11 protein-coding genes are annotated in these 12,146 nt (G+C 68.5%); 3 read left to right on the top strand and 8 right to left on the bottom strand.

The annotated features are described in order from the left end of the window. Window positions 1-298: 298 nt before the first annotated feature. From N5079_RS08555 to N5079_RS08545, 3 genes are all read right to left on the bottom strand, one after another. Window positions 299-712 (bottom strand): DUF3592 domain-containing protein, encoded by a 414-nt coding sequence (locus N5079_RS08555; protein ID WP_261583052.1) that lies wholly within the window; start codon window positions 710-712, stop codon window positions 299-301. Window positions 713-790: 78 nt separating this feature from the next. Continuing rightward, window positions 791-1,204 carry a PH domain-containing protein gene (locus N5079_RS08550; protein WP_261583051.1) on the bottom strand — a complete coding sequence of 138 codons (414 nt, stop codon included), beginning with the start codon at window positions 1,202-1,204 and terminating at the stop codon, window positions 791-793. A gap of 158 nt (window positions 1,205-1,362) precedes the next feature. Further along, window positions 1,363-1,839 carry a DUF5709 domain-containing protein gene (locus N5079_RS08545; protein ID WP_261583050.1) on the bottom strand — a complete coding sequence of 159 codons (477 nt, stop codon included), beginning with the start codon at window positions 1,837-1,839 and terminating at the stop codon, window positions 1,363-1,365. Window positions 1,840-1,960: 121 nt separating this feature from the next. On the opposite strand from N5079_RS08545, the gene N5079_RS08540 reads away from it, so the two are divergent. After that, window positions 1,961-2,611: a PadR family transcriptional regulator gene (locus N5079_RS08540; RefSeq protein WP_261583049.1), complete on the top strand. Its 651-nt coding sequence runs from the start codon at window positions 1,961-1,963 to the stop codon at window positions 2,609-2,611. A gap of 192 nt (window positions 2,612-2,803) precedes the next feature. Next, window positions 2,804-3,478 carry a class I SAM-dependent methyltransferase gene (locus N5079_RS08535; RefSeq protein WP_261583048.1) on the top strand — a complete coding sequence of 225 codons (675 nt, stop codon included), beginning with the start codon at window positions 2,804-2,806 and terminating at the stop codon, window positions 3,476-3,478. Between the two features lie 14 nt (window positions 3,479-3,492). Here the strand turns inward: N5079_RS08535 and N5079_RS08530 are convergent, their stop codons facing one another. Continuing rightward, window positions 3,493-3,984 (bottom strand): metallophosphoesterase family protein, encoded by a 492-nt coding sequence (locus tag N5079_RS08530; protein ID WP_261583047.1) that lies wholly within the window; start codon window positions 3,982-3,984, stop codon window positions 3,493-3,495. A 237-nt stretch (window positions 3,985-4,221) separates the two neighbouring features. Here N5079_RS08530 and N5079_RS08525 point away from each other — a divergent pair, with 237 nt between their 5' ends. Next, window positions 4,222-4,362: a hypothetical protein gene (locus N5079_RS08525; RefSeq protein ID WP_261583046.1), complete on the top strand. Its 141-nt coding sequence runs from the start codon at window positions 4,222-4,224 to the stop codon at window positions 4,360-4,362. 96 nt (window positions 4,363-4,458) lie between these two features. Here N5079_RS08525 and N5079_RS08520 read toward each other — a convergent pair whose 3' ends face one another. The 4 genes from N5079_RS08520 to N5079_RS08505 all read right to left on the bottom strand — a co-directional run bounded on the left by N5079_RS08520 (window position 4,459) and on the right by N5079_RS08505 (window position 12,139). After that, a complete protein-coding gene (locus tag N5079_RS08520) occupies window positions 4,459-6,942 on the bottom strand; it encodes a carbohydrate-binding protein (protein ID WP_261583045.1) in 2,484 nt (827 codons plus the stop codon). Window positions 6,943-7,225: 283 nt separating this feature from the next. Continuing rightward, a complete protein-coding gene (locus N5079_RS08515; RefSeq protein ID WP_261583044.1) occupies window positions 7,226-9,139 on the bottom strand; it encodes a glycosyl hydrolase family 28 protein in 1,914 nt (637 codons plus the stop codon). Next, complete coding sequence (locus N5079_RS08510) at window positions 9,136-10,314, bottom strand: CBM35 domain-containing protein (protein ID WP_261583043.1); 1,179 nt, start codon at window positions 10,312-10,314, stop codon at window positions 9,136-9,138. The genes N5079_RS08515 and N5079_RS08510 overlap by 4 nt, the downstream gene beginning before the upstream one ends. 10 nt (window positions 10,315-10,324) lie before the next feature. After that, window positions 10,325-12,139: a glycoside hydrolase family 28 protein gene (locus N5079_RS08505; RefSeq protein ID WP_261583042.1), complete on the bottom strand. Its 1,815-nt coding sequence runs from the start codon at window positions 12,137-12,139 to the stop codon at window positions 10,325-10,327. Window positions 12,140-12,146: the final 7 nt, after the last annotated feature.

Genomic DNA, 12,146 nt, shown 5'->3' with positions numbered 1-12,146 from the left:
GGGCACCTCGACCGCGCGGGCTCCCGCTGCCCCACCGTGGACGGTCGCCGTACCGGAGACGTCCCGGCCGGTGATCCGCACCTGGACATCTCCGGATGGCCCCTCCAGGGCGACCCGGACGATCTGGCGCGGGCCCTCGACGAAGAGCTCGGTGGACTCGACGGCGGTGATGCGCATGGCGACGCCCCTAAGGTCGGTTCCCGGCAGTCGCCATTCTCGCCGAGCGGCCCCACGGCGGCAATGACAAAGAGTCAGACACCAAGTCACACGGGGTCGTCCACAGCGCCGGAGACGGGGGTCACATGACGGCCGCGACCACCACTCCGGCGGCGAACAGGACAATGCCGACACCGAGGAAGATCACGCCGATGAGCGTTCCGCTGCCCGTCGCGCTGTCGATGCGGACCCTCGTCGGCTTGGCCGGGTCGTACAGGATCGGCACCTGGTCGCCGGGCATCGCCGGCGGGGGGCTGCTGCCGAAGGGGCACTCGGCCTCCACCCGCTGGCCGTACACCGTCGTGAAGCGCACGGTCGGGTAGTAGACGGTGCCGCCCTCGCTGGACCGGCTCGGGCGCAGCCGGACGACCTCACCCTGGACGCGCTGGGCTCGTTTCCGGAAGTCGCGGGCGCTGATCGTCAGCCCGCCTCCGATGAGCGCGAAGACCACACCGATGAGGCCGAGGATGAGCGGGAGGAGGATGTTCTGTGGCACGTTCGAACCGTACGGCCCGCCAGTTGCGCTCCGGTTGCGATCGCCTTGACGAAATGATCAAAACGGCGATCATGGTCATCAGGGGCGCAGGCGCATCAGGGCCTCGGCCACGTCGAACACCGACTCGCCCAGGTCGAAGCGGCTGAACAGGTGGATCTGGTCTCCGGCGTCGATCTCCAGCAGCTCGGTCGTCAGGCCGTACCGGCGGCGGCTGTCCACGCGGATCCGGTCGACGTCGTTCCAGGAGACGCGTTCCTTGCCGGCGAGCCCGGCGACGACCAGCCCGTCCTCCCCCGCCGCGAGCCGCACAGGAGCGATGGCGTCGCGGAGCACGAGCACGGCGAAGCCGAGGGCGGCCACCCCGGAGAGGAAGACCTGCAGGCGGTCGCCCATGACCGCGAGCGCCACGCAGGCGGCGACGCCCGCGGCCTTCAGCACGGTGATCCGCCTCGGCACCCGCCATTCGTGCCGCGGCTCCTGCACATCAGCCATCGTGGCAGCGTAACGGCTGAGCGGGCCCCGTGCCGACAGCGTCTCATCAGCGGCACCGGTCGCGGTCAGACGCCGCGGTCAGACGCCGTGGTCAGACATCGCGGGTCAGACGCCGTGGTCAGACATCGCGGGTCAGACGCCGTGGTCAGACATCGTGGTCAGACATCGCGGTCGACTCGCATGGCGGTCTCCTCGGGCGCGTAGCCGCCGCCGTCGGGCCCGATCTCGTCGGCGATCAGCTCCTTCACGGTGTCCTCACGCACGCCCTCGCTCGGATCGATCAGCCGTCCGGCCATCCGGGGCTCCGGAGTGTCGTAGGACAGATCCCCTGCCAGGAGATCCCCGCCCACGTCCTCGGCGGCGTCCTCGCCCTGCGTGTACGGCGGTTCGCCGCCGCCCGGGCCGGGAGTTTCCTCGGGGACCTCACGGCTCAGTCTCAGGTCGAGAGGCTCGCCCTCGGCCATCTCCCTGGCCGTCGTGCCGTATTCGTCGACCCCCACCGGCCTGTCGGCGGGGACCGGCATCTCCTGCGGATCCTCGGCCCACCTCTGCTCGGGCGCGCCCTCCTGCAGATCCGGGATGCCCTCGTCTTCCAGCGGCGACCGCGGATCGGGTTCTGGTCTGTGTTCCCTCATAACCGCCCCATGCCCCACGAGGGCGTTCTTAGTACGCCTTGCGGAAACCGGCCCGTGGATTGATACTCGTGTACGGGTACTCGTAGACGAGTATTAACCCGGTGGCTCGCGAGGAGGCGGCATGGCCAAGCGGCGCAAGGTCGGCAACATGCTGGGCCTGGCCGTCCTCGCGACGGTCTACGCCAAGCCGATGCACCCCTATGAGATGGCCTCCTTCCTGCGCGAACGCGGCAAGGACCGGGACATGAGGATCAAGTGGGGGTCCCTCTACACCGTGGTCGGCAACCTGGAGAAGCACGGATTCCTGGCGAGGGCCGAGACCGTCCGGGACGGAGGCCACCCCGAGCGCACTGTCTACCGCATCACCGACGCCGGGCGCGAGGAGCTCAAGGACTGGCTCCGTGAGCTGATCGCGGTGCCGGAGCGGGAGCAGCCGAAGTTCGAGGCCGCCCTGTCGGTGTGCGGCGTCCTCGGCCCGGACGAGGTGACGAGCCTGCTCCGGCAGCGGCTCGCCGCCCTCGATACGGAGATCGCCGAGGAGCGGGAGGCGCTGACCCGTTACACCCGTGAGGTTCCGCGGCTGTTCCTGATCGAGGCGGAGTACGACCTCGCCATTCGCGAGGCCGAGGCCGCCTGGACCCGGTCGTTCCTCGACGAGCTGACGACGGGTTCGTTCCCCGACCTCATGACGTGGCGGAACTGGTACGAGACGGGCCAGACGCCGCCGGAGATAGCGGAGCTCGCGGAAAGGGGCGGCGGCACTACGAGCTGAGCCCGATTGGGCCTCAACGGGCCCCGGCGGGGTGCGGGAACACTCCGCCGGGGTCCTCGACCTCGAACCGAAACCCGCGGAACGGAACCCCGGTCACAAGGTGGCAACCGCAAGAATAGCCGGGCTCCTTCCCGGGCCGGTTCGGACACGCACGATCCGCACGATCATGCACGACCCGAAACCGGAGGAACCATGGAGAACACGCGTCCGCGACGGACCCAGGCGGCGAACATGGAGGGGCCGATGGCGCGGTGGTACGCCCGCCAGCGCGGCTCGGAGCCCCAGATGGCGGCGGTCCGGGACCAGGCCGCAGACCTCACCCGCGGCCTGCCGGCCGGGGCGGCGGTGCTGGAGGTGGCTCCCGGTCCGGGGCTCCTGGCCATCGAGGTGGCCCGCCTCGGATTCGCCGTGACAGGCCTGGACATCAGCCGGACGTTCGTGGACATCGCAACCGAGAACGCCCGCCGGGCGGGCGTGCGGGTGGACTTCGAGCGGGGCGACTCGGCCGAGCTGCCCTTCGAGGCCGGGACGTTCGACCTGGTCGTCTGCCAGGCCGCGTTCAAGAACTTCGGGCGGCCGGGCCGGGCCCTCGACGAGATGCACCGGGTCCTGCGCGACGGCGGGACCGCGGTGATCCAGGACATGAACAGGGACGCCTCACGCGCCGACATCGACGGCGAGGTCAGGGGCATGGGGCTCGGCCGGCTGAACTCCTTCCTGACGAAGGTGCCGCTGAGGGCGCTCAGGCGCCGCGCCTACTCTCGAGCCGAGTTCGAGCGCCTCGCCGCCGGGAGCGCCTTCCGGACCTGCGACGCCCGGGCCGACGGGATCACGCTGGAGGTCCGGCTCACCAAGCACGGCACCTGACCCTCGCCGTACGGTCAGGTCACCGGGATGATCTCGGCCTTGATCAGGCGGCCGTCGGCGATGCCGAGGACGCCGAGAGTGCCGTGAGGCTGGCGGCGGCGGTCGGTCGGAGAGCCTGGGTTGAAGATCCGGACGCCGTCGCCGGTCAGGTCCATCGGGATGTGGGAGTGGCCGAAGACGACGAGGTCGGCGGCCGGGAACCGGCGGCGCATCCGGGCGGTCCTGCCGGTGGCCTGCCCGCTGTCGTGGATCATCGCGACGCGCAGCCCGTCAAGGTCGAGCTCCAGGGTCTCCGGCGCGCCCCAGGCGGCGACGTCCGGCCCGTCGTTGTTGCCGAGCACCGCGTGGACGGGCGCGTAGGCGGCCAGTTCGCCGAGCACGCCGGCGGTGCAGACGTCGCCCGCGTGCAGAATCACGTCGGCGTGCCGGAGATACCCGGCCACCGCGGGCGGGCAGGACTTCCACCGCCGCGGAGCGTGGGTGTCCGACAGCACGACGACTATCACCGTCCCATCCTCCCTCCCGCTCCGGCTCCCCTCGCACTCCGGCGGGATTAGGCGGCGGATCGCCGGGATAACCACCGTATTCGGGGAATAGGACAACAGGACTTCGCCAGATACGCCCCCGCCATGACTCGTCCGTGGCCCTGATTGGCCGTGCCGGCCATGAGGCCGTTACAGGCCGTGACAGGCCGAGGTGCCCCTACACCGGCCCCCCATCCGGAGCCGCTCGGGAGGATAACGATGACCAGGCAGATCGCCGACGGCTTCCAGAACCCCACGCTGATCGAGCTTGAGGCCCGGGTGCGCGGGCTTGAGACGCAGGTCGCGCATCTCACCGAGCTGGTCAAGGAGCTCTCCGGCGACCAGCGCGAGTCCAGCTGACCCCATCCCGGTTCCTCCGGCGAGAAGTCCGGCCGGGCAGCCCGGAAACGGCGATGCCCCCACCAGGCGAGAGGCCTGGCGGGGGCATCGGGCAGGCTAGCCTACCGTGATCTTGTCGAGGTTGGGCCCGCCGTTGGCGGTCGTGGCGGTCAGCCGGATCGTGTTGCTGCCGGCGTTGAGCGGCACCGACTGCGTGGAGGTGACCCAGGTGTCCCAGTCGGTCGTCGGGTTGAAGGGCACGTTGGAGGCCACCACGGTGCCGTTCACCGAGATGTCCATCGGCCGGCCGACTGTCGTGCCGTTGGCGTAGCGGATGACGAGCGGCGTGCTGCCGGCCGACGCCGCGTTCACCGTGAACTCGACGTAGCTACCCGTGATGTTGGTGTAGTCGACGAAGCCCGTCCCGGTGAAGTTGAGGTGGTTGTTCGCCACGACCCCCTGGGAGATCGTCGCGTCCTCGGCCTGGTAGTCGGTCGGGGTCCCGCCGGACGGCGTCACGTCCACATCGATGTAGTCGATGTTCGGGTTGCCGTTCGCGGTCGTCGCCGTCGCCCGGATCGTGTTGGCTCCCGCGTTGACCGGCACGGTGAACGTGTCGGTCGCCCAGGTGTCCCAGTTAGTGGTGCTGTTGTAGTCGCGGCTCGCGAACACGGTCGTGCCGTTCACCGAGATCGCGCTGGGCCGGTTGGTCGTGGTGCCGTTGGAGTAGCGGAGCTTGACGGTCGCGGTGCCCGCCGACGCCGCGTTGACGTTCCACTCGAGGTACGACCCGGCCACGTTGTCGCCGTTGACGTAACCGGTGCCGCTGAAGCCGGTGTGCGTCGTCTCCAGGACGCCCTGGGAGATCGTCGCGTCCTCCGCCTCGTAGCGGCCCGGCGGGGGCTCGACGGGGCCGCCGGCCGCGGCGTAGGCGCCGCCGACCCAGGCCTCGTCGACCCGCCACCGCGAGATACCGTGGTGGCCGGTCTTGGTCAGCCTGACGTACCGGGCGGTCTGCCCGGACAGGTCGATGAACTGGACGCCGCGGGCGTTGGGCACGGTGCCCGTCTTGACGGCGCTGCCCCAGGTCGACCCGTCGTTGCTCAGGTAGACCGAGTAGCCCGCGATCCGCGCCGAGTCGGTCGACGGGTAGACCGTGGAGTCCTCACGCTGGTTGAACCCGATGTACTGGACCTTCTTGGCGGAGCCGAGGTCGAAGGTGAGCGAGGCCGGCTCGGCGGCGTTGCTGTCCCAGTAGGTCAGGTAGTCGCCGTCGCCGGCGGCGGAGCCTCCGTGCCCGCTGGTCGAGGAGCTCGCGCTGACCGTGACGCCGGAGTAGATGCCCTCACGGCCGCTGGAGATCACCTTGAACACCGTGTCGTACTGGTCCCAGCTGGAGATGCCCGACAGGGTCAGCGTGCCGTTCGCCTGGGTGAAGCTCACCGCGGCGCCGGTCCGCAGGTTGGTGACACTGGAGATCTTGTAGCCGTTGTCGCGGACCTGCAGCGTGCTGCCCGACGGCGCGGTGACGACGTGGATGTAGTGCTGGTTGGGGTTGGTCTTGCTGATCGTCGTCACGCCGTGGGCGCCGTTGTTCCAGAAGCCGGGCTTGAGGCCGCCGTACATGTAGCCGCCGCCCTCGGTGCCGTTCAGGGACTCCCAGATCGGGTCGAGGTAGGTGTCGGTGAAGTTGTTGAAGGTCGCCTGGTTGCTCGGGAACTTGCCGTTCACCTGCGCGGTCTCGGCCATGAGCGCCTTGACCGACGACCCGGCGTTGGTGATCAGCCGTCCGAGGGTGACCTTGTAGTCGACGGTCGAGTTGTTCCCGTCGTACCACCAGTTACCGGTGGTCGGCAACTTGAAGCAGGCCTCGATCAGCCGCGGGGCCGCCGTGTAGACCGCCTGCGGGTAGTCGTAGGCCGGCGTCATGCCGGTCTTCTGCTCGTTGCTGATCATGTCCATGATCGGCGTGTCTTCGTTGTTGTTGCTGAGCGTCATGTCCGGACGCTGCTGCTGGATCTGGCCGTACAGGTTGTGGCTCTCCCAGTACGCGTTGTCGTTGTCGATCCAGAATCCGGCCAGCTTCGGATAGCGCTGCATCTGCTCGAAGAACTGCAGGTAGCTGAACTCGCCGAACCCGTCACGAGTGGTCAGGTCCACGCTGTGGCCCACGTAGCTGGAGAAGGCCGAGGAGTTCAGCCAGTCGCCCGAGGTGAGGCCCTGGTTGTGCCACTGCGGGTCGTCGGTCATGTAATTGATGACCTTGAGGCCCTGCGCGTCGGCCGCGTTGATCAGCTCGCCCAGGAAGTCGCGCTTGGTGGCGCAGGAGCCCGGGATCTTCGACGGGTACGGCCGGGCGTAGCCGAGGCGGCTGTGGAAGGTGGCCAGCACGATGTACTGCGTGTGCAGTTTCTTGGCCTCGTTCACCCAGTAGTTCGGGTCCCAGCCGCCGTTGGTGACGTCGGTCTCCCACTGGGTGCAGCTCGTGTGCTGCGGCGAGGTGCGCTCACCCCAGTGGAGGAAGAGCCCGCCGATCGAGTTGCGCAGGAATGCCTGGCGCGGGTTCTGCAGGTCCGCCCGGGCGGGGCTGACGAGCGTCATGCTAAGGACGACGGTCGCCACCGCGACTAACGCGGCGGCGATTCGTCTCCTGGAACTGGAAACCATGGTGCGGGCTCCTTTAGGGCCTCAGGGGGTTTCGGGGGGTGTTCGGGAGTTTCGGGTTTCTGGGAGTTCTGGATTTCCGGGGAGGGTTTGAAGGGATATCGCTTGCGCCCGGCAGGTGGGGAACGCTGCGGACACCACCTGCCGGACGCGGCTCCTTCACCGGTCTAGGACCGGTTCACCTCGCGCTCGCCTGAGTCGCCGGCTCATTGGCTCGGGGTCATTGGCTCACGTCGAGGTAGTCCAGGTTCGGCCCGCCGTTGGCGGTCGTGGAGGTCAGCCGGATCGTGTTGGAACCGGCGTTGAGCGGGACGGTCAGGGTTGAGGTGTCCCAGGTGTCCCAGTTGGTCGTGGGGTTGAACGCCCTGCCCGCGGCCACCACTGTGCCGTTGACCGCGATGTCCATCGGCCGGTTCACGGTGGTGCCGTTGGCGTACCGGATGGCGATCGTGGCGTTGCCGGCCTGCGCGGCGGTGACCGAGTACTCCAGGTAGCTACCCACGATGTTGTCGAGGTTGACGTAACCCGTGCCGCTGAAGCCGGGGTGGAGGGTCTCGAAGATGCCCTGCGAGATGGTCGCGTTCTCCGCCTCGTACCTCGTGGGCGGCGGCCCGCTCGGCAGCGGCGTCGAGTTGGTCGCCTTCACCCGCAGCGCGCCGCCCGAGGTGTTCTGGCTGTTGGTGACGGCGTAGCCGGTGACGTTGCTGACTCCGACGTCATAGGGGCTGGCGCTGCCGCGCTGCGCGGTCAGGCCGTCCACGACCACGGTGGAGGCGTCGTCGGCGATGATCGCGGGCCGGTCGTCGTTGGAGCTGAACTTCAGGGTGCCGCCGTTGACCTTGACGCCGGTGGCGTGCCTGATCCAGTACCCGTACGACGGGCGGGTGCCGTAGTCGCGCGGCGGATAGCTGGTCAGGAACTCCCCGGGAACCTTGGTGGCGTCCGAGGCCGGGTGCGCGCCGGGGACGGTCAGGTTCACGTTGTTGAACGTGATGCCGGGGCCGATGTCCACCGAGGTGGTGCCGGTGACCGTGCTGGCGTAGTCGTTCGCGCCGGTCGTGCCGTCAACCACGGGGGCGTTCAGGTTCGAGCCCGTGACGTTGGTCAGCGTGATGTTCCTGATCCGGCCGGCCGGGGGCGAGCCTGGGCAGCGCTTACGGTCACCGATCTTGAAGTAGATCGGGGTGGTGGTGCGCGACAGCGTCACGTTGGTGTAGCTGATGTTCTCGATGATCGCGCCGTCCATCGAGACCATCCCGATCCCGGCCTTGCCCCCTCCGGTGATCGTGATGTTCTCGAACCGGATGTCGCGGAAGTTGCCACAGGTCTCCGAGCCGAACTCCAGCGCGTTGTTCTGGTAGGAGTACGCGGTCGTGTCGTGGACGTAGTTGTCGTGGCTCACGTAGGTGTGGCCGAGGGCGTAGTCACTCTTGAACGCGATCGCGTCGTCGTTGGAGGCGATGTTGCTGTTGGCGACCTCGACGTTCCAGCTGTTGATGATGTCGAGCGCGTCGCGGGTGGCGGACGTGTCACGGACGGTCGTCAGGTGGTCGATCAGCACGTCGTGGCAGCCGTTCATGAGCAGCGCGAAGTGGCCGCCGTGCTTGATCGTGATGCCGGAGATCGTGATGTGGTCGCACTCGGTCAGCGCGATGGCCTTGTTGGCGGCGCCGGACGGAGGCGAGCTGCTGGTCGAGAGGTTCTTGTCGCCCTCGATCGTGCCCACGCCGGTGAACCCGACGTTGCTGACGTGGTCGCCCCAGAAGAGCGAGTTGTGGAAGTGGCTGTGCCCGAAGTCCTGGTACTGGCTGTAGCTGTTGGACTCGGGGGCGTCCATGCCGCTGGCGGCGGCCTTGATGGTGGAGCCGGAGTCGAGCCGGAGCGTGACGTTGCTCTTCAGGTGGATGGTCCGCGAGCGGTAGTTCCCGGACGGGAACACGACGATGCCGCCGCCCGCCGCGTTGGCCGCGTTGATGGCCTTGTCGATGGCGTCGTCGTCGTTGGTCGACCCGTTGCCCGTCGCGCCGTAGTCGCGGACGTTGAACTCGGCGGCGGCCGAGGCCGGAGTCCATTGGACGCCGGAGAAGGCGATGCCGGCCGCCAGGACGGCGGCCAGGCCCTTCAGATATCTCATGCGACCTCGATGTAGTCGATGTTGGGGCAGCCACCCGCGGTCGTCGCGGTGAGCCGGATCGTGTTGGAGCCTGCGTTGAGCGTCACGGTCAGCGTGTCGATCGCCCAGGTGTCCCAGTTCGCCGTGGCGTTGTAGTTCCTGGTGGCGACCGTCGTGCCGTTGACCGCGATGGCCATCGGCCGGTTCGTCGTGGTCCCGTTCGAGTACCGGATCCGCAACGTCCTGCTCCCCGCGCTCGCCGCCGAGACGGCGAACTGCACGTACGCCCCGGAGACGTTGTCGGTGTTGACGTAACCGGTGCCGCTGAAGCCGGTGTGGGTCGTCTCCAGCAGGCCCTGCGAGATCGTCGCGTTCTCCGCCTCGTAGCGCGTGACGGGCGGCGGCGGTGGCGGCGTGGTCCCGCCCCCTGGGACCGCTTCGGCGTACGTCGTGGCCAGACGCGCGCTGTTCAGGTACGCGTCGGCGACGGCGTCGCCGTTCGAGCCGGAGCGGTAGACGCCCCACTTGTGGTTGATGTGGTCGCCCCACAGGGTTGCGCAGGGGTAGCGGGTCTGGCCGTTGGTGAACGTCTGCTGGACGCCGTCGACGTAGAACTCGACCCAGCCGTCGGTCCCGCGCGAGACGCGGTAGCCGATGACGAAGCTCTGCCAGGTGTTGAGACGCAGCGGCCCGTTCCAGATGTGCGGGGTCGAGCCGCCCGGCGTGGTCAGCTGGAAGTGCAGCATGCCGTCGCCGAGCGTGCGCAGCACGAACGGGCCCGACTGCGGCTGCGAGCTGGACTCGCCGGAGATGTGGCACTGGTAGAGCGCGATCCAGCTGCCCGACTTGGTCGGCATCGGGTTCCACAGGGCCCGCCAGCCCAGGTACTGCACGGCGCCGAGGTAGGCGTCGTTCAGGCGCAGCACCGACCCGTCGGGGTTGCGCAGGCCGCGGCTCTCACAGCGGGCCTTCGACCCGTCGGGGTTGCCCCACGTCTCGTACTTGAAGCAGGAGCCGTACAGGCCCTTGGGGTCGTTGACGACCGTGATCTTCCCCGGTTCGAGCTCGATCCCGTCGAAGACGTTGGTGCCGAGGGCCGGGTCGCCGGTCCACAGCGCCGAGGCCCGCGCGGGCTCGGCGAGCCACCAGGGCAGCACGGCGGCGCCCCCGAGAGCGAGCGCCGTCCTTCTCGTCATGTGCTTCATGTCATGCGACCTCGATCCAGTCGATGTTGGGGCAGCCGCCCACGGTCGTCGCGGTGAGCCGGATCGTGTTGGAGCCTGCGTTGAGCGTCACGGTCAGCGTGTCGGTCGCCCAGGTGTCCCAGTTCGCCGTGGCGTTGTAGTTCCTGGTGGCGACCGTCGTGCCGTTGACCGCGATGGCCATCGGCCGGTTCGTCGTGGTCCCGTTCGAGTACCGGATCCGCAGCGTCCTGCTGCCCGCGGTGTCGGCGGGCACCGTGAACTCGACGTACGCCCCGGCCACGTTGTCGGTGTTGACATAGCCGGTGCCGCTGAAGCCGGTGTGCGTGTTCTCGAAGACGCCCTGCGAGATGGTCGCGTTCTCGGCCTCGTACCGGTTCGCCGGCGGGGGCTGGGTGTTCGAGATGTCCTTGCCGTTGACGGTGACGCCGGTGAGCACGAGGTTGTCGACGTAGTTCACCGTCGGCGCCGCGGTCGTGATGTTGGTGAACGTGCTGTTGGTGATCGTCACGTTCTTGATGTGGTCGGCCGAGCGGCCGTCGAGGTTGAACGCCTGCGCGGCGCCGTCGATCACGATCTGGTCGGCCGTGAAGTCCTGCACCACGGGCGGCAGCGAGCCGCTGGTCTCGTAGTTGAGCGTGATGTAGAGCGCGGACCGCTCCAGGTTGCGCCCGTTGATCCGGCGGAGATGGACGTTCTCGATGAAGCCGCCCCGGTTGAAGCTCGTCTTCACGTACAGGGCGTACTTGCAGGGGTAGCGGCCGGGGAAGTCGGCGGCGTTGACCTGGCAGTCCTGCGCGAAGACGTTCCGCACGCCGCCCGACGCCTCGCTGCCGATGGTGACGCCGCCCCAGCGGCCGCTGAACTTGCAGTTCTCGATGACGATGTTCTCGCTGGGCTTGTTCACCCGGCGCCCGTCGCGGTCGCGGCCCGACTTCACCGGGATGCAGTCGTCGTTCGTGTCGAAGCGGCAGTCGTGGATATAGACGTCGGTGCAGGAGTCCGGGTCGCACCCGTCGCCCTGCGAGTTGGTGGTGCGGAAGGTGACGCCCCGCACGGTCACGTTGGTGCTGTAGACCGGGTGCAGGCTCCACATCGCCGGGTTGGTCAGCGTGACGCCCTCGACCAGGATGTTCGTGCAGTTGTAGAGCCCGATCATGTTCGGCCGCAGCTTGTGCCCGTCGCCGAACTGGCGCTGGATGACCGGCGTGTCGTTCGCGCCGTACTGGGTGAGCAGGGTGCGGTCGGTGCCGCTACTGCCGAAGGTCGACCAGTCACCGGCCGGTGCGTTGCCGTCGATCGTCCCGGTCCCGCTGATCGCGATGTTCGTCTTCCCGTTGGCGTAGATGAAGGGCGAGAAGTTGTAGCACTCGATCCCCTCGTAGCGGGTGAAGACGTTCGGCTGGTACGACCCGTGGTCCGTGCGGAACCTGATCGTGCCGTTCACCTGGAGCCGGACATTGTCCAGAAAGTGAATCTTGCCGGTGCGGAAGGTGCCCGAGGGGACGAGCACGGTGCCGCCACCGGCGGCGTTGCACGCGGCGATCGCGTTCTTGAATGCCGTGGTGCAGTCGGTGCTGTTGTTGCCCACCGCGCCGTAGGACGTGATGTCGAACGTGCGGTCCGGGAAGGTGGGCGGGACGATCCTGGCCAGGATCGCGGGCACCTGGTCCCAGGGAGACGCCGCCAGAGCGGTGGCGGAAGCGGAGGCGGAGGCGGAGGCGGCCGAGGCGGCACCGGCCAGCACGGGGGCGGGCAGCAGCGCGCCGCCCGCCACCAGCCCGGCGGCCCTCAGGAACTCACGTCGGGAAGCATGCATGTCGGGA

Source organism: Planotetraspora sp. A-T 1434 (assembly GCF_025420585.1).
Classification (GTDB): domain Bacteria; phylum Actinomycetota; class Actinomycetes; order Streptosporangiales; family Streptosporangiaceae; genus JAOEGB01.
Note: the sequence above shows the minus strand (reverse complement) of the source record. Positions and strands in the feature narration are given on the sequence as shown.

Bases quoted from the DNA above. Each gene is read 5' to 3' on its own strand.
- N5079_RS08505 (WP_261583042.1), bottom strand. From the start codon at position 12,139: ATGCATGCTTCCCGACGTGAGTTCCTGAGGGCCGCCGGGCTGGTGGCG.
- N5079_RS08520 (WP_261583045.1), bottom strand. From the start codon at position 6,942: ATGACGCTCGTCAGCCCCGCCCGGGCGGACCTGCAGAACCCGCGCCAG.
- N5079_RS08545 (WP_261583050.1), bottom strand. From the start codon at position 1,839: ATGAGGGAACACAGACCAGAACCCGATCCGCGGTCGCCGCTGGAAGAC.
- N5079_RS08515 (WP_261583044.1), bottom strand. From the start codon at position 9,139: ATGAGATATCTGAAGGGCCTGGCCGCCGTCCTGGCGGCCGGCATCGCC.
- N5079_RS08550 (WP_261583051.1), bottom strand. From the start codon at position 1,204: ATGGCTGATGTGCAGGAGCCGCGGCACGAATGGCGGGTGCCGAGGCGG.
- N5079_RS08510 (WP_261583043.1), bottom strand. From the start codon at position 10,314: ATGACGAGAAGGACGGCGCTCGCTCTCGGGGGCGCCGCCGTGCTGCCC.
- N5079_RS08535 (WP_261583048.1), top strand. From the start codon at position 2,804: ATGGAGAACACGCGTCCGCGACGGACCCAGGCGGCGAACATGGAGGGG.
- N5079_RS08525 (WP_261583046.1), top strand. From the start codon at position 4,222: ATGACCAGGCAGATCGCCGACGGCTTCCAGAACCCCACGCTGATCGAG.
- N5079_RS08540 (WP_261583049.1), top strand. From the start codon at position 1,961: ATGGCCAAGCGGCGCAAGGTCGGCAACATGCTGGGCCTGGCCGTCCTC.